The sequence below is a fragment of the Dyella telluris genome (genome assembly GCF_014297575.1).
Taxonomy (GTDB): Bacteria; Pseudomonadota; Gammaproteobacteria; order Xanthomonadales; family Rhodanobacteraceae; genus Dyella; species Dyella telluris.
Window position 1 is genome coordinate 4869379 of the sequence record NZ_CP060412.1, and the last position, 17283, is coordinate 4886661.

The 17283-nt window shown below is 58.3% G+C and carries 11 protein-coding genes and 1 tRNA gene; 3 read left to right on the forward strand and 9 right to left on the reverse strand.

What is annotated here, in order from left to right; genetic code table 11:
* Positions 1-187: 187 nt before the first annotated feature.
* The gene (locus H8F01_RS21185; RefSeq protein ID WP_187056978.1) at positions 188-967 is read left to right on the forward strand and encodes a hypothetical protein; all 780 of its coding nucleotides are present in this window, start codon (positions 188-190) and stop codon (positions 965-967) included.
* A gap of 139 nt (positions 968-1106) precedes the next feature.
* Here H8F01_RS21185 and H8F01_RS21190 read toward each other — a convergent pair whose 3' ends face one another.
* A complete protein-coding gene (locus H8F01_RS21190; protein ID WP_187056979.1) occupies positions 1107-2003 on the reverse strand; it encodes a DUF2971 domain-containing protein in 897 nt (298 codons plus the stop codon).
* Positions 2004-2395: 392 nt separating this feature from the next.
* Here H8F01_RS21190 and H8F01_RS21195 point away from each other — a divergent pair, with 392 nt between their 5' ends.
* A complete protein-coding gene (locus tag H8F01_RS21195; protein ID WP_187056980.1) occupies positions 2396-4957 on the forward strand; it encodes an ATP-binding protein in 2562 nt (853 codons plus the stop codon).
* Positions 4958-5009: 52 nt separating this feature from the next.
* On the opposite strand, the gene H8F01_RS21200 is transcribed toward H8F01_RS21195, so the two are convergent.
* On the reverse strand, positions 5010-9914 hold the full coding sequence (locus H8F01_RS21200; RefSeq protein ID WP_187056981.1) for a DEAD/DEAH box helicase: 4905 nt from the start codon (positions 9912-9914) through the stop codon (positions 5010-5012).
* Positions 9915-10206: 292 nt separating this feature from the next.
* Here H8F01_RS21200 and H8F01_RS21205 point away from each other — a divergent pair, with 292 nt between their 5' ends.
* Positions 10207-10935, forward strand: coding sequence for a hypothetical protein (locus H8F01_RS21205; RefSeq protein ID WP_187056982.1), 729 nt, complete (start codon positions 10207-10209; stop codon positions 10933-10935).
* A 61-nt stretch (positions 10936-10996) separates the two neighbouring features.
* Here H8F01_RS21205 and H8F01_RS21210 read toward each other — a convergent pair whose 3' ends face one another.
* The 7 genes from H8F01_RS21210 to H8F01_RS21240 form a co-directional block, all read right to left on the reverse strand.
* Complete coding sequence (locus H8F01_RS21210; RefSeq protein WP_187056983.1) at positions 10997-12745, reverse strand: ATP-binding protein; 1749 nt, start codon at positions 12743-12745, stop codon at positions 10997-10999.
* Between the two features lie 287 nt (positions 12746-13032).
* Positions 13033-13122, reverse strand: a tRNA-Ser gene (locus tag H8F01_RS21215).
* A gap of 108 nt (positions 13123-13230) precedes the next feature.
* Entirely contained in the window at positions 13231-13593 is a 363-nt protein-coding gene (locus H8F01_RS21220; protein ID WP_187056984.1) for an LrgA, read from the reverse strand.
* Positions 13594-13603: 10 nt separating this feature from the next.
* A complete protein-coding gene (serS, locus tag H8F01_RS21225; protein ID WP_187056985.1) occupies positions 13604-14884 on the reverse strand; it encodes a serine--tRNA ligase in 1281 nt (426 codons plus the stop codon).
* Between the two features lie 162 nt (positions 14885-15046).
* Entirely contained in the window at positions 15047-15622 is a 576-nt protein-coding gene (locus tag H8F01_RS21230; RefSeq protein ID WP_187056986.1) for a hypothetical protein, read from the reverse strand.
* A 78-nt stretch (positions 15623-15700) separates the two neighbouring features.
* Complete coding sequence (locus tag H8F01_RS21235; RefSeq protein WP_187056987.1) at positions 15701-15871, reverse strand: hypothetical protein; 171 nt, start codon at positions 15869-15871, stop codon at positions 15701-15703.
* Positions 15872-15930: 59 nt separating this feature from the next.
* Complete coding sequence (locus H8F01_RS21240) at positions 15931-17274, reverse strand: replication-associated recombination protein A (RefSeq protein WP_238481087.1); 1344 nt, start codon at positions 17272-17274, stop codon at positions 15931-15933.
* Positions 17275-17283 lie beyond the last annotated feature (9 nt).

Below are 17283 nucleotides of genomic sequence, written 5' to 3' on the forward strand. Positions count from 1 at the left end.
CCGTCTTTGTGTTTTAGGGTACCTTGGAAGCAGCCAATTTTTAGTTGGCACCAATGGGCTGGAACAGGCTTGTCGTGACTGGCTCAGGCCTGGTCTGGCCTGCCCTCCCAATGCTCGACCCCGCGTCGCACACAGCGACATCACGAGAACAGGGCTTTGCCCAAGAGACAAGGAATAGGTACCAGCGATGGAACTACGTCATATCGCGACCCTGACAGTCGCATGCATAGGTCTTGCTGCCTGCGGAAGCAGTTCAATCAACAAGGTGAAAAGCAGCCCGATCAGCAATGGGCAGGCCTTTACCGTGGGCCAAGCACTGGACAACCGAAAGGTGTGTGCGGCCACCTCGTGGGACACACATAAGGACGAGCGAAACCGCGAGATTGTTGAGTATCGCTGCGAGTTGAAGGACGCAACGACTTACTTCAAGACTCAGACGACAGAGTGGTTAGCCAGTAACGAACAGCACGTTAAGGATGTCGCGGACGTCTACGACGGGAAGTTGCAACAGATGAAGGCCGAAGTCGATGAGGCAAAGGCACGGCTGGCTCAGGCCCAGGCGAATAAATCTTCAACAGCTGATGCGCAGACCGACTTCGATAGCCTGATTCGCGGCATTCAAAACCAGATTGACTCCGGGCAGACCCAGCTCGATGAGTACACCAAAACCTACGATCAGTTCAAAAGGGAGGCGGCTGTCGAGCGAGATCAGTCAAATTCGTTCATCAGTGGCTTCGCCGCAGTTGCGAAATCGGAGGAGGTGTACCAATGGACTATAGGCCCGAGCGGCGACCCGGTGCTGATCTACGGCAGTTACGTTCTGGAGGACAGGAGTGGCAATGTGATCAAGGAGGTGCGGTACTTCCGGCCGGACATTCGCATGGACAGCGTCGTTGCCAACAAAGCCAACAACTATGGTGAATACAACGGCGGCGACACCACGGCATTGTTCAAGGGGATGCTGTAACTATTCCTGTACGAGGCCGAGGGGTGGTCGCTAAGCCACCCCGCGTCTCGGTTCGCAGAGGGCGCACAGGACAACCTGTGCGCCCTCGCCTACCCTCGCGATCCGGCGCCACCTCCTGAACCAGAGCATCCAACCTGGTTCATGTGCCGTCGGGCGCATCCTCCAACACATAGTCGTGGATGGCCCGCACGACCTGCTTTTGACGCACCGGCGGCAAGCCGAGCTTGGCGCGCTCCTCAAGCAGTCCATTGACCACTTCGCGCGCTTGATCGCCCGCGGCGCAACCGAAGACGACTGCCGTGACCGCTTCCGCGGGGAAGTCGAGATGGCGATGCGACGACGAGGGAATGGCGACACGCCACTCTTCTTCGTATTCCCAGTGTTTCGATTTGCGAAAGATGGGTGCAATCACGTCGTGCGGATCAACGCTCGGATAGTCCAACTTGGGCAGTGGGCCGCCGTATTCCACCTTTTTGCACAGCCCAAACAGGTTAATGCCGTGAGCCACATCGAACTCGATACAAACGCCCTTGTGGCTCTGGCCGTAGTGTGACCACATCAAGGTATTTTTGTAGGATTCGGCGAAACAGCAGATCCCAACCGCTTGCAGCCGCTGATGGCTGTCGTCGTTCGCGACCTGCTGAATGCCTGCCGCACCCAACCGGGCCATGCCGTCCGCAAGACGTGCCAAATCGGCACGAGTCGCACCTTGGGCAACCGCAGTGCGAACGAGATAGGCATGTACTTCGTCCATAGCACCCAGCGTGCCGAACTGAAAGCGACACTCAAACGGATCGTTGAAGTCACTGGGGGCGCGAAGAAAAACTTGCGAATTGACCAGCATGTCCCGCAAATTGCGCTCGTCATTTGGGCCGTCAAAGCCCCGGTAATGGTAGAGGTGGCTTGGCAGGCGGGAATGCAGCTCAGCCAGCCGTTGCCTACGTTCCTCATGGGACAGCGCCTCGAACTCTCGCAAGTTCTCTCGCATCCTCTCGACATACGTTGCGGCACTACCTGTCATCAATTCACGCTCCATAGGGGCCTCTGGCCGAGCGCGAATTATCCGTTGCGATATCGCCTTGTCCATACCCGCGCGTGCACGTCCGCGGAGTCGGCCAGGTGAGGCCAAGTGCGCCACCAACTGGGTGCGTGGCTGGCCGTCTGGCCCTTTCAGGCCGCAGCGGATGCTCGAGTCGATGCAGCCACGCTTCCTGCTCGAAATACTGCGAGCTGGGCGTTCCCGCCCCCCCCCTGGGGGGCTGATTCAGCCCCTTTCGATGACCCATCCGCCCTTGTTCGGCGGGCAATCGGGCTGTGCTGTTAGCACAACGACCAAAGCCGACCGACCCGTCGCAGTCCCGCCAGGCACGACTCGCCACATGAGAGTGATAGTCGGCAAAATAGCCCCACAGGAACAGGGGGGCCAAGATGGCACTGACAGAGGAATTTCATCGTTTCCAGACTTGGCTTGACGGCAAACAGCCGTCAGACGACGTGCGTAGGGTTAGCTCCATCATTGAGCATAACCTGACCGCTGTTGCCGAGACACGCCATGCCGGCGGTCAACGCTCTCGTCTCTTGGCCCCCCTCTTACGCCAGGACTGGGCCGCTGATCACACTCCAGTACCAACGGCTACAGGCACAACGACGGCTATCAACTGGAACCGCATAACGGAATTGAAGGTGGGCCCATTTCGCGGCTTCCGACGCCCGGAAGTTTTCGATATTGACCATCCGGTCGTTCTCATCCTCGGTGCCAATGGCACGGGCAAAAGCAGTCTCTGCGAAGCTATTGAGCTTGCCCTACTTGGCCGGGTCGAGGAAGAGCGAGAACGTTCAGTCAAGCGCTATCTCGATAACATCCATGAAGGGCGGCATGTGCCGCCGCAATTGCAGGTGAATGCCAACGGCAAGAACGTAACAATCCGGCCGGATGAAGAGCTCTACCGCTTCATCATCATCGAACGCAACCGCATTGAGGGATTTGCCCGCATTGGTGCCCGGGGAACGGCGAAGGCGACACCGTTGGTCGCCGCTCTCTTCGGCCTCAGCGAGTTCGACGAATTTGTCACGCGCTTTGGAAACACGCTGGACTCGCATCTCACACTGACAAGACCCAAAGCCGATCAGCTCGCACTGCTGAAGGCTGGCATTACCGAAGACCAACGCAAGATCGACTCTGTCCAAGCGACGCACCAGGCCTTCAACCAAGAACGCATGGCCATTGCCGAGAGTTTTGAATCGGGCCTGACCTACGAAGCACTGCGAGCACGGATCGGAACGTCGGAGCAACCCGGCAGGCTCAGCGAGATCAAGACAGCGCTGGCGAAGCCACTGCCCTCGCCGACGGGAGTAGCGGTCCAAACCCTGATCAAGTTGAGGCGTGAAGGCAGGGATCTCAAACAACAAGTCGCAGTCGCGCACGAGGGACTGGCGGCACGCAGCCGAGAGATTTCATTTCGAGATCTCTATCAGGCGGTCGTCAACATGGAGGGTACGTCCCCCGACCTTTGCCCAGCCTGCGAGACGCCACTAGATTCAGTTACCACCAATCCGTTTCATCGCGCGACGCAGGGCCTTGCTGCCCTACAGGAGTTGGCAGCGCTGGAAGCGCGCGCTACTGCAGCTCGATCACGGGCAGAGGGTGTTTGGGGAAAATTGATCCAAGCCATTGAGACCACCATCAGCAAGGCTGCCTCTCTGGCGCCTGCCATTGAGTTGCCAGCCTTTGATCCGGCGAAGGACACATATGGTGCAGCGGACTGGCACAAGCTGTTGGCGGCCGCCAGAGCCCTCCAACGCCAGGATCAGGCGCTTGCGCTCGAACAGACACGTCGCCAGGAACTAGAGTCGGAGAGAGACCGTCTTCAAGCCGCCAGGACGGAACTGGCGCAGGTGCATGGCCGCCAGGTTCAGTTTGATGCAGACGTTACAGAGGCCCGCACTCGACTAGCAGTATTTGAGCAGGACAATGCCAAGCTTCAAGAAGAAGTGAACACTGAGGCTACCGAACACCAGATACAAGTGCGGATCGGCGAAGCCTACAAGGGATTTCTTGAGGCATTAAAGGCCTATCGTGAAGGACTGCCGGAACAGCTGATGGCAGATCTCAATGAGGTCACCATTGACATCTACAATCGCTTCAACCACCTGGATGCACCCTCGGATCTCATCCATGCATTACGCCTTCCACTTCGCGGCGGTGATGCCATTGAGGTTGCCTTCAATGGCGACCCGAGTCGTTGGCACAATGCACTTGCTATTCTGAGCGAAGGGCACCTGCGTTGCTTGGGAATGGCCATTCTTCTGGCGAAGAACGTCAAGCTCAAGCTACCCGTCGTCTTGCTCGATGATGCCGTTAATGCCATTGACCACGATCATCGGGAGGGGATCCGCAACACGCTTTTTGGGCATCCCGACCTAATCAAGAAGCAATGGATCATCACCTGCCATAGCAATGAATTCATTAAGGACATTCACAACAACCACGCCAAGGGCGCATCGCTGTATGTCCTTCGCCATCACGCTGGCGATCATCATCCGATTGTGACCGGAGGAAGTACGCGCAACTACCTGCAGCTGGCAACGCAGCAGGTGGATGACGGAAACGCGCGATTCGCGCTCGCGCATTGTCGGCGTGCACTCGAGAATCTCGTGACACGATCTTGGAAGAAGCTAGCAGAACAGATACCGGCTGCCTCGACTCTCGCACTAACACTAAGTCGTCCAGGAGCATCACCTGAACTTAGTAATGTCACCCAAGGTTTGGTCAAAGCCTTGAATCAAGGCATTGCAAGCGGCGGCCTGGTCGAGCCATGGGTGACCAGAAGGGACCGCCTGGAATCCATCCTTAAGGCCAAGCCAAATTCATTGGCCTGGATGTCGCTCAACAAGGGCACGCATGAGGAAGCGGACCGAGAGGACTTCGAGGAACCCACAGTCCGCCGCATCCTTGGCGCTCTAAACGACCTGGACGCCACATTTCCGTAATAGGGTAATTCTGGAATATCGGGTCAGACCAAGGGGTCTGACCCGTTGCACCTCAGACGTGCAACTTCGGAAGCCCGCGCACGATCTTGATCGTCTCTAGGCTCACGGTGATCACGCGAAGAAAGAGGTCCAATGGATAACGTGGGTTCTTCATCGTCTCAATGGCCCAATCATTGGCATCGTCAACGATCCCACTAGCCTTATCTAGTTCCTTGCACTGGCGCTCGGTCACCCAGACCAAAGCAGGCTTGCCGTTGACCACATAGTCGTAGGCTTCCGCCGGGATGCCCCTGACGGTGATGAAGTTGTTGTAAATCAAGGTACTCAAGTCCTTCTCTTTCCCCTTCTTCGGCACCTTCATCTTTACGACCCGATAGTCCTCATCGGACAGGACTCTGCCGCCCGTATCGATCTGAGCGGCATACGGGGACGCACGATCATAATTGATGTGCAAATCGGCGAGATCGCGTCCAGCCCTGGATAGCAGCCAAAAATCACTAGCTTGCTTGACACAAGGAATTCGAGCCAATTCCTTGGAGAGATTATCGGCATAGCGCTCCCGATAATCCGGCACATGGAATAGACCATAGACGTAGTAAAAAATGTCTTCCTTACTGATTTCCTCACCCGGATATGCGCTTTGGAAGTGCGCCAGCCCGTCATCCGTGATTGCATCTCGTCGACCCGCCGGCTTCTTATCCTCTCCTGAGAAGAGGCCTTCCGGGCTCTCTGCCTCGCCGTCCACGCCATCGTAAAGATAGAGCGGAAAGCACTGTCCGCCGTGCAGGTAGTGTAGGTTTGGGACCACATCAACCATCGATACCGTAAATGGCAATGTTTCACCCGGACCGTGAATCACAATCAATCGATTGCTGGCAGACGCATCCGGAAGCAACCGTGGCATCTGCAAGACCATCTCATTGAAGCGGCGATTGAAGTAGAACCACTGTTTGTTGAAGGGTCGATAGATACCCTGGATCACATCGTCAGCTTGGAACTGATAAGTCTTGCCCTTCAACAATTCTTGCTTCAGGCCACGAGACCAACTGATCTTGGTTGCATCAGCGCCGACAAATCCATCCACATTCGCTGCACGCGTTTTCCGATCCGCGTTGCCATAGGCCTCTGAAAAACGGCCAACTTCTTCGTTGTAGAAAGCGATCATGGATCGCATGTTGGCCTCAAGAGTGCCCCTTGAAGCGTTGTAGCACCAGCTATCGCGCGACGTAAACACGCCTAGAGAGTAGTTCTCGAAAAGACGAGGACCATCCCCCTTCTTATCGCCTATGGCGATGAATTGGGCGAAGCGATCGTCTCGCTGCCTGAGCCAATCTCCATGTTGATTTGGAGTGATGTGAACCCATCCCCCCGCCTTATCGATCCCGACGATACTTTTGAAGTCATCAATCTTTTGCAACTTCTCTTCGCGGGAGAGGTAGTCCCCAATATCGTGAAACCGGATCAAGCCATGCTCCTTGGCTGCCGGATTTTTCACCAAAAGCGTTATCGCGATGGGAGCTCGACTTCCACCCGCAAAGATCTTTCCGCCTTCTCTTCGCGAAAGCTCACCCAGCGTGCGTTGATTTCCACGCAAATGAAACACATGGATGCTGGAAAACTCCTCGGCCAAGGTCTTCCTTAATCCGTCGGTTCCATTGGCATCCAGGAAGCCACCGTTCGTGACAAAGCCGATCACTCCACTGTCGCCAAGCCGATCCGTGGCCCAGCGAATCGCGCGGATGTAACTATCGTAGAGATTGCGAGACAGCGTCGCATTTGAGCGCGCCGCATATGTCTCCGCAATTCGCTGATCAAGATGCTTGTATTCAAGATTCTTGTTGTTCTCGTTCGCATCATCCTGCCCCACCGCATAGGGTGGATTACCCAGAATGACTCGAATATCCAGACTTCTCTGACGTTTGCGACGGCTGCTATTGTCCACGAGGATTTGGTCAACCAGATCCTCCTTCTCATACATTTGAAACGTATCAGTTAGGCAGATACCCTCGAAAGGCTCGTATTCACCTCCGACCAAGTCGTGATACGCCTCTTCGATGTTGATCGCCGCGATGTAGTAAGCCAGCAGCACAATCTCGTTGGCGTGGATCTCGCTTTTGTACTTGTAAGGCAGTTGCTCCCGTGAAATCAGCCCGCTCTGCAAGAGACGAGTGATGAAGGTTCCCGTCCCTGTGAACGGATCGAGGATATGGACGTTCTTGTCACCAAGCGACTGACCAAATTCAGCCTGAAGCAGGTGTGCAACGCTGTGAATAATGAAGTCAACAACCTCTACCGGGGTGTAGACGATGCCCAGCTTGTCCCTCAATTTCGGAAAAGCGTTCGCAAAAAACTTGTCATACAGCTCCACGACGATCTTTTGCTTGCCCTCAGCAGTTTTCAGACCCGAAGCTCGTTCGCGAACACTCTCGTAGAACTCCTCAAGCGTGTCGGCCTCCTTGTCCAGCCGATGCTCGTTTAAAGCGTTCAACACACCCTGCATTGCTTGGCTCATTGGGTTGTGCTGGGCAAAGCTATATCCAGCAAACAGCGCATCGAAGACCGGCTTCGTAATGAGGTGTTGCGCCAGCATTTCGATGACTTCCTCATCGGTAATGCTGTCATTCAAGTCGTCGCGCAGCTCCGCAGCGAATGCATCGAACGCTGCACGCTCAGACGTGTTGTTGGGATTTGCGACAATTTCCCGGATGCGACTGATGTGGGTACGGGCAATCTTGTCGATATCCTTGACCCACTTCTCCCAGTAGTGGCGATCACCACACTTCTGAACAATCTTGGCGTAGATTGCCTTCTCAATGATGCCGATCTCGAAGGCCAGCTGGCCCTGGTCGGGCTTCTCGCCATACTTGGGCTCGGGCGACCCAATGCCGAACTGACCTCTTCCTGCCGCTCGGTTCGACTTTCCAACCGAGGCATTAGCCACTTTGCGCTGCACCTTGTCGGTGACAGCGATGACTTCCATCTTCTTCGTGTCATGCCCGACAAGATCGAGCTTATTAATCATCGTGTCGAAACGATCGTCGTGGGAACGAAGCGCCTGCAAGACCTGCCACACCACGGCATATGTCTTGTTGTCATTCAAGGCTTGATCCGGCTCTACGTCAGCTGGAATCACCACGGGGAGAATCACATAGCCCCTCTTCTTTCCGGGCGCATTGCGCATCACGCGCCCAACGGACTGCACCACATCGACCTGCGAGTTGCGTGGGGTCAGAAACAACACTGCATCCAACGCTGGTACGTCCACGCCCTCGGAGAGACAGCGCACGTTGGATAGAACGCGGCAGGTGCCGTCCTCTACCGGGGCCTTCAGCCACTGTAGCTTTTCTTCCTTGATGCTGGCATTCATCCCACCATCCACGTGCTGAGCGTCGCAAGTGAGCCAAGAATCGGAGTCGATGTCCTCTGCCTCCTGGTAAGCGTCCACGACAGCCTTGAACATTCCCGCGATGTTCTTGGAGCTGACCTTGTGCGTCTTTGCACCCTTGGCAATGTCAATCACCTGGCAGAACGCCACAGCCCGCTTCATGGGCTCATGGTCGTCCAACAGGTCATCGGTTAGCCCCTGCTTCGCCAGGGCTTTCCAACAGCCAATGATCTTCGCCGCGTCATCCACCTTGATTTGGTTGTCATCGCCTGCCAGGAGGGCTTGCAGCTTTCTATTGACGTAACTCTCCTCTACAGCCAACACAAGCACCTTGTAGTCCACAAGGAGGCCACGCTTCACCGCATCAGAAAAGGTGATGAGGAAGAGCTGCTTGCCGAACCACTCCTCCTTGTTCATTCCGTAGATTTCCACGCCGTCCCGCTCGGCTTCCGCCTCCGCTTGCGGGCTATAAATCTTCGGAGTAGCCGTCATGTAAAGGCGCTTGGCGCCTCGGATGTAGTCGGCGTCATGGACCTTGACGAAGTGGCTTTCATCCTCGTCGGCGTAGGTGTAGCCCGTGGTACGGTGGGCTTCGTCACAAACGATCAGATCGAATGCTTCCAGATCGTGGTTGTGCTGGGCATCATGGATCACATCAATGGATTGATAAGTGCTGAACACCACGCTCATGTGTTCGTCGTCGTGGCGCACTTTCATGACCTGGGCAAGCCGGCGTGCATCCGTCGTGGCCGGGAAACGCAATTCATGGACGAAGGTTTGCACCTCGTCATCTTCCTTACGGCGCTTCTTTTTACCAACGTCGCTGTCGGAGCACACGGCGAAACTGTGAAGCGGCGTTTCGCTCTCCTGCGTCCACTCAGTGAGGGTCTGCGACAAAAGCGCGAGGCTCGGAACCAGGAAGAGCACTCGCTTACCCTTGCCCGCCTCCTGCTCTGCAATCTTCAAACTGGTGAAAGTCTTACCAGTTCCGCAAGCCATGATCATCTTGCCGCGATCGGCTTTGGACAAGCCATCCAGAACGGCCCGCACAGCACTGTCCTGGTGATCCAACAACTTCTTCTTGGCCCGCAGCTCGACCTTCTGGAGCGCTTTGAATTTGGCCCAGTCAATCTGACTGGATTCCAGTGCAAACAGATCAATCTTGCTTACCGGCGGCCGCTGATCGACAAGGGCCTCTTCGGCATGATCCGACCAGAGATTGGTCGTGCAGACGATGATGCGATGAACGAAGGGCTTCTTACCCGAAGCGGTGAAGAAACTGTCGATATCCGCCTTCTGGAGTTTGTAGTCCTCTGCGTATAGCTTGCACTGGATTGCGTGGAACTCGCTGGTGCCACGCGTGCGAGCCACCAAGTCAATGCCGGTGTCCCGCGCATCCATGCCCTGCTCTCGCGCCCACTCCGCATAGGTCCAGACCTTCTCGTAGTCGTCCTTGTACTTCGCTTCGTTGCGAAAGTAAGCGCAGATCAGCTCTTCAAAGTAGGTGCCCTTTTCGCGCTCGGTGACGGCGGCGTTGCGGTAGGTGTCGAGCAGATCATGCAGGGCGCTCATTGGAACATCTTTCTCCGTCAATAGCTTAGGACGCCCTCATGGCGACCCATCCACTTCATTTTGACATGCCCTGCGTGACCAGGGACCCTGCGCGGCGACTTTTCAAGCCCCGGGGGTGCCTCTAGATTTTTGGGGAGGGCTTGTTATATTTGCGCCATGGGCGCGGTCGGCGCCTGCTGCTCACCTTGGCAAACCCTTGCGGGACGACATCCACTCTGACTTCGTCTGATTCCCTTCCTGTGGCGAATCTGGGCAGTGAGCACCTGGCGTTTGCCCGCAGAAGGAGTCAGTCATGCATTTCATTCCGACCTATCCCTCTAAGGTCAAGAACCTCAAGAAGCAAGCTAAGCGTCTCCAGCGGGAAGGCGCCGGTTCTCACGTGTCTCTGCTTGACCAGGTTGCCCAGAGCGCGGGTTACGATCACTGGAACCATGTGATCAAGTGCCTGGAGGAGACAGAGCGAACCCAAGCTGCTCGAGGCCTTCTCGCTGAAATTGAGGCTGTCATCTTGGCCGAGCAAGCCGGCGAAATCCGGATAGTCCGAACCGGCCCCGAGGCAACCCGGAGTCAGCCGTTTGTTCTCTTCTCCACAGGAACAGGCGACGCGTGGCTGCTCGAGCCGACGCACGATCGCGCGATTTGCCTGGTCTGGCGAGGTGAGCGTCAGCAAGCACACATCAGGGATCTACCGACCAAGCTTGAAATTCTCTGGGACGGCACCTTCGAACTACGCGGCGAATTCTTCATCGTCGAAACCGAGCATCCTGAGATCGGGGCGCGTGCCATCGCGGGCTTCCCCTTGGATCGGCTCCGCCCTTATTTGGAAGCCTCCAGATCGGTCGAACGGAAGTTTGATGAGATCATTGGTCAAGAGGACACAGTACCGCTCACCCCAGATGTCGTTGCACACCTGACCAAGACCGGCTGGGACGCAAAGCAGCTCGCCGCCGCCGCAAGGCAAGGGGCTCGCTACTCACCAGCACGAGATTCCGTCTTATTCCCTCCCGTTGTGGAGGCGTGACCCGCAACCATCTGGTGAACCGCCACTAAGAGGATCCCGGTCTTCGCCGGGATCCTCTCCATCAGGGCAATCTACGCAAGAGCCATTCGACCTGTCGTCTTGCCGATGAAATGACATCGCCGAACAGCATGATTTCTGTATTTGGTTCCACATAAGCGCCGAGAGGCAAATCGCTCCCCCGCTTCCCACCGAGCAGCAACACCCGAATGGACTTGCCAGTGTTAGAGGCAAGCTGGCTTCGGTAAGACGTAACCTGCTGGTAGTCCTCGTGCCGCAAAGCGTGTCCCGGGCGCTTGAACTCGATGAGCAAGTACTCGCCGTGTAGATTTTCGTTCAATAGCAGATCGGGCCGTTTGGATGCATTAGAACCTTTGAACGCCTTACCGAGGTAGTCCTCGATCTGCCTCTTCAATGTTTGGTTCGAACTGAAAAGTGAAAACTGAGAACCAAAAATCCATAGATTGGACGCAATCGCTCGGTGCATCTGGCTTTCGAGCGTATTGGTTTCGTTCGCCAGGCGTTCGAGTTGATCCAGGTAGAGTGACCGCCCTTCCGCTTGCTGGACCAGATACGACATGTCCGCAAGGCCGAACTGGTCCAACGCATCCGCAATGGCGCCGATGTCACCCCGTGTAGCCGCGGCGATATGTTCCATGAGCGCTCTGTAGTCGGAGCGTTCGAGTGCCTCGAGCAAGACAAACACCATTGGCTCGACTTTTGACTCGGGCTCTCCGTAATACCGGTCCAGCACGCGCTTGATAGCCCGCTCTGCAAATTCACGCTTGTACTCAGGAAGTTTTGCCAGCCGTTCCTGAACAGCTTTTTGCATACGAGCCTGAGCGAGCTGTATGTCTCGACCGTATTGTTCCTCAAAGCCTGCTCGCAGCTTCGCCTGAGCGAAGGCCTCAACCGCCTGGGCAAGCTCACTATTCTCGACGATACCGTCCCAACCAGCCGTCACATGCGGCCCAAGACCATCGGCATCGATCTCTCCGAAAACTTTATTGAGCAACTTGCGGGGGAAGTCCTCGCTCCGATCTAAGCCAAAGAAGCTTGGCTTCCCGATTGCCTTACCATCGACACGAAGAGTTATGCCAGGTTGGCGCAGCCCTGTCTTTCCATCGCTGATGGCAAAACGCAAACGGACCTCGCCCACGCTCGGAAGCGTCTCTACCTCCTCGTTGTACGACCCTCTTATGTCATCGATGTCGAGCCGTTTTCCATTGACAAAGATGGTGAAGTCGTCCTGCCGTCCATACTCCTGCAGAAGCACCTGACGCAGTTTGTCTGGATCGGGATAGGCAAGACCCTGGTGCAACTGTGTCAGGACAATCGTTGTGCCATGCCGGTCTTCTGAACAGGCTTCAACCTGATGGCTGATCGGCAACTGCTCGATATCTTGGACCTGCGCCAAATCCTCCATGGTCAGCCGAAGCCGACTGCATCGACCTCTTGCTCGGGTTTCAAGAGCCATGACAGACGCGGCCATGAGCCCGGCGAACTTGCCGATGCCTTTGCGCCCCTTGATCAGCCGCTTCTTGGCCGCTGTTCGCTCGCCTCTTCTAGAACGTCGGTCCCTCGCAATGAAGAGGTAGTGACGGGAGATCTCTTCCTCAGTCATCCCGCTGCCATCGTCCGTAATCGTCAGCGGCTCGTCTGTCATCGGGGCCGGCAAGTCAATGCGAACCACGTCAGCATCCGCATCCCAGGCGTTGTCAACGAGCTCCTTGATGGCCTTTTCGGTTGACGCGTACTCCTGACTCAGCAAAGTCGCTAGACGCGAGTCGACCTGAAAACGAAGCTTGTCCATTGATCCCCGTCCCTGTTCTGGCATGTTGTCTGACGGGAGTTTACGGGAGTCATGCGAGATAACTAGGACGCCAGCCTAAGGCTCTCCCGCCCAATACCTGCGCTCAACGCCGAAGACAATGCGGAGCTGTATTGGAGTTTGCACAACGAGCGTATCGATGCCGAAGCGATGATCCAGACACGCAACGGGGCACAACTAGCATCAAACGCCAATGGCATACCCTGTGGCATACTGAAATACAAGGCAAATAAAAAGCCCTTGATTTACAAGGGCTATTTTTCTATTACTGGCGGAGAGAGTGGGATTCGAACCCACGGTAGGCTTACACCTACGGCAGTTTTCAAGACTGCTGCCTTAAACCACTCGGCCATCTCTCCGGGTTTGGTTTTCCATGACTAGGGCGAGGCCGCAAAAGTCACTGGATTCCTGCTTTCGCAGGAATGACGAGCTGAAAGGTTACGCGTCGTCGCAGGGAGGCCATCCTATCAGGAATGGCTCGTCCTTCCCTGCCCTTTTTTCGATAAGGCAATCATCGCCCACAGCATGATGGCCACCGGGACGGCTGCACCGACCAGCGGAAGCAGCAGTATGGGCTGGCGGATCACCATGGGCACCAGTTGCGTGGCGGCGGCGAAGGCGATGATGCCAAAGCGCAGCGGGCGGCTGGTGCGGGCGAACCAGAAGGCGCCAATGACCAGCACGGTGGCGATGATGCTCAGCACCAGGTCCACGGTGGGGATGGGAAACATGGTCCACAGCCCCAGGCGGGTGAGCAGTTCGGTGGCAAGGATGGTGAGCAGCGTGTAGCTGGCGGTGAGTTCAACTTTGTCCCAGCGCGTGCTGCTCATGCCATGGGCCTCAGGCGATCTGTTCGAGGTTGCGCAGGTAGGGGCGCAGCACGTCGGGCACGGTGATGGAGCCGTCGGCGTTCTGGTAGTTCTCCATCACGGCAACCAGGGTGCGGCCCACGGCCAGGCCGGAGCCATTGAGCGTGTGCACCAGCTCGGGCTTGCCGGTGGCGGGGTTGCGCCAGCGGGCCTGCATGCGACGGGCCTGGAAATCACCGCAGTTGGAGCAGCTGGAGATTTCGCGGTAGGTGTTCTGGCTGGGCAGCCACACTTCCAGGTCGTAGGTCTTGATGGCGGAGAAGCCCATGTCGCCGGTGCACAGCAGCACCTTGCGGTACGGCAGGTTGAGCAGCTGCAGCACCTTTTCGGCGTGGCTCACCATTTCTTCCAGCTGGGCGTGCGACTGCTCGGCCGTGGCGATCTGCACCATCTCGACCTTTTCGAACTGGTGCTGGCGGATCATGCCGCGCGTGTCGCGGCCATAGCTGCCGGCTTCGGCGCGGAAGCACATGCTGTGCGCGGTGAGGCGCATGGGCAGTGCGTCGGCCTCGACGATGCTGTCGGCGACCAGGTTGGTCAGTGCCACTTCCGCGGTGGGAATGAGGTAACGCTTGGCCTCGTTCACCTCGGTGGAGAACAGGTCTTCCTCGAACTTGGGCAGCTGGCCGGTGCCCTTCATGGCGTCCGCGTTGACGATCAGCGGCACGTTGCATTCCAGATAGCCGTGCTCGCCGCTTTGCAGGTTGAGCATGAACTGGGCGAGCGCGCGGTGCAGGTGGGCCAGCTGGCCGCGCAGCACGGTGAAGCGCGCGCCGCTGAGCTTCGCGCCGGCGTCGGCATCGAGCCAGCCGTGGCGGGCGCCGAGGTCCACGTGGTCCTTGATCTCGAAGTCGAACGTACGCGGGGTGCCCCAGCGCAGCTGTTCGGCGTTCTCGGCCTCGTCCTTGCCCAGCGGCACGGACTCATGCGGGATATTGGGGATGCCCAGCGCGATGTCGGCCAGCTTGGCCTGCACATCGGCCAGGGCCTGCTCGTTGGCCTTGAGCTTGTCGCCAATGCCGGCAACTTCGGCCATCAGCGGGGCGACATCCTCACCCTTGGCCTTGGCCTGGCCGATGGCCTTGGAACGGGTGTTGCGCAGGTTCTGCAGCTCCTGCGTTTCCGTGGACAGCTGCTTGCGCTGGCTTTCCAGCGCCTCGATGGAGGCCACGTCGAGTTCGTAGCCACGGGTTTCCTTGAGGCGGGCGGCCGTTTCGGCCAGGCGCGAGCGCAGCAGTGCGGGGTCCAGCATGATCCATCCCGTTGAATGTCTTGGAACCCCGGATTATCGCTGCCGGGGTGGCCGGGGGGCAATGCGGAGCGCGCGGGCGGGACATTGACTCGGTTTTCAGGCTCGTCCTCCCGCCACGGGCCGGGAGGACAAGCCATTGCCCGGAGCCGTGTGCCGACTCCATCAACCCCTGCGCCGCCCGTCCCTGCCCAGCCACCACGCCATCACCGCGCCGGCCAGCAGCCAGCCGATGACCTGCTCCACCAGCGCCGCGAGGGTGAAGTTGGTGGGGAAGCGATACCAGTTCCAGTACGGCACCAGGGTGCTGAGCCAGGCGAACACGCTGGCAGCCAGCGCAATGCCCAGTCGCGTCATGAAGCTGAAAGTGGCCAACCCCATCACGAAGGCCAGCATCAGCGCGGACAAGGTATCGGACGCCCACTGCCGGGGCAGCTGACCACTCATGTCGGAGAGGTCGTCACCCTGCGGCATGTACACCATGAAGGCATAGGGCGAGGCTTTTGCCTTGGCCGAATAGGCGGCCATGACGGTCTTGTCGCCCATCTTCGCCGGGTCCACCGAAGGAAGAATGAACACCCCCGGCTGCTCACCCAGCCCCGGATGCAGGGCGGCCAGCACGGTGTCCTCGGCCACGGGCTGTCGCATGCCGACATTGCCCAGACCCAGTGCCATGTGTGCCACGGCACCCCAGATGAACATCACGATGCCACCCATCAACGCTGCAACGAGTACCCGCATGACCATGCCTCCTCGTGACGGAGTGTCTGGCGAGACTCTAGGCCCGCTTCAAACCGAACGGCAAGCCGGACATAAGAACTAGCGACGACGATGCCCCCACCAGATGGCGGGCTGCTGTATCAGCATGACCGACAGGCCAAAGAGCAGCCCTTTCACCCATCCATACCCCCACCAGAACAACAGCAGGCCAAACAAGCCAAGAATGGCAGCCGCCTGCTGGTCCCGCCAGAACTGCCGATTCAGATCCACTAGCGCCATCGGTCGAGCCCCCTCGCCTCTCTTCATGGCATCCCCTGCTGGTTCAGGCGTTATCGCTTGCGCTCCTTCGCCTCCCGGCGAGCTTCGCGCAGGCTCAGCAGTTTTTCACGCAGCTTCAACTCCAGCCCGCGCTCCACCGGCTCGTAGAACACGGTGCCCTCCAGCGCATCGGGCAGCAGTTGCTGATCCAGCGCCACGCCGCCTTCGCTGTCGTGGTCGTACTGGTAGCCCTGCCCGTAGCCCAGGCCTTTCATCAATTTGGTCGGCGCGTTGCGCAGGTGCATGGGCACGTCCAGCGTGCCGGACTGCTGCACCACGGCGCGGGCCTTGTTATAGGCCATGTAGGCAGCGTTGCTCTTGGGCGCAATGGCCAGCCAGATGGCGAGCTGGGCCAGTCCGAGTTCGCCTTCGGGGCTGCCCAGGCGCTCGTACGTATCCCACGCATCCAGCGCCATGCGCCAGGCCCGCGGCTCGGCCAGACCCACGTCCTCCACGGCCATGCGGGTCATGCGGCGCGCCAGGTAGAGCGGGTCCACGCCGCCATCGAGCATGCGGGTAAGCCAGTACACGGCGGCATCCGGGTCGGACGAGCGCACGGATTTATGCAGCGCGGAGATCTGGTCGTAGAACTGCTCGCCACCTTTATCGAAGCGGCGTGTGCGGTCGGCCAGCACCTGGGTGAGCGTGGTTTCGTCGATGCGGTGGTCTTCGGCCAGCTCGGAGGCGATTTCCAGCAGGGTCAGCGCGCGGCGCACATCGCCATCCGCCGCCTGCGCGATGAGCCTCAGCGACTCGTCGGAGACATCGAGCTGCATGCTGCCGAGGCCGCGCTCGTTGTCTTCCAGCGCGCGCTTCAGCGCCACGGCGATGTCGTCCGTGGTCACCGCCTCCAGCACGTGCACGCGGCAACGCGAGAGCAAGGCGGAGTTGAGTTCGAATGAAGGGTTTTCCGTGGTGGCGCCGACGAAGATGATCACGCCGCGCTCGATATGCGGCAGGAAGGCATCCTGCTGCGCCTTGTTGAAGCGGTGCACCTCGTCCACGAACAGCACGGTGCGGCGACCCTGCGCGAAGTTGCCCTCGGCTTCGGCCAGCGCCTTGCGTACATCAGGCAGGCCCGAAAGCACGGCGGAGATGGCGCGGAAGTCCGCATCCGCGTAGCGCGCCACCAGCAGCGCCAGCGTGGTCTTGCCGCAACCAGGCGGGCCCCACAGGATCATGGAATGCACCCGACCGGCTTCCAGCGCGCGGCGCAAGGCCTTGCCCGGGGCCAGCACGCGTTGCTGGCCCACGATTTCATCCAGGGTGCGCGGCCGCATGCGCTCGGCCAGGGGCTTGAGGTCGTCGGGCTCACCAAACAGGCCCGGCGCGTCGAACATATCGCTGCGTGACATGCCCTTCAT

Coding starts and splice junctions, on each gene's coding strand:
- H8F01_RS21195 (WP_187056980.1), top strand. CDS start 2,396: ATGGCACTGACAGAGGAATTTCATCGTTTCCAGACTTGGCTTGACGGC.
- H8F01_RS21230 (WP_187056986.1), bottom strand. CDS start 15,622: ATGCGGGTACTCGTTGCAGCGTTGATGGGTGGCATCGTGATGTTCATC.
- H8F01_RS21205 (WP_187056982.1), top strand. CDS start 10,207: ATGCATTTCATTCCGACCTATCCCTCTAAGGTCAAGAACCTCAAGAAG.
- H8F01_RS21200 (WP_187056981.1), bottom strand. CDS start 9,914: ATGAGCGCCCTGCATGATCTGCTCGACACCTACCGCAACGCCGCCGTC.
- H8F01_RS21210 (WP_187056983.1), bottom strand. CDS start 12,745: ATGGACAAGCTTCGTTTTCAGGTCGACTCGCGTCTAGCGACTTTGCTG.
- serS (WP_187056985.1), bottom strand. CDS start 14,884: ATGCTGGACCCCGCACTGCTGCGCTCGCGCCTGGCCGAAACGGCCGCC.
- H8F01_RS21240 (WP_238481087.1), bottom strand. CDS start 17,274: ATGTCACGCAGCGATATGTTCGACGCGCCGGGCCTGTTTGGTGAGCCC.
- H8F01_RS21185 (WP_187056978.1), top strand. CDS start 188: ATGGAACTACGTCATATCGCGACCCTGACAGTCGCATGCATAGGTCTT.
- H8F01_RS21190 (WP_187056979.1), bottom strand. CDS start 2,003: ATGGAGCGTGAATTGATGACAGGTAGTGCCGCAACGTATGTCGAGAGG.
- H8F01_RS21220 (WP_187056984.1), bottom strand. CDS start 13,593: ATGAGCAGCACGCGCTGGGACAAAGTTGAACTCACCGCCAGCTACACG.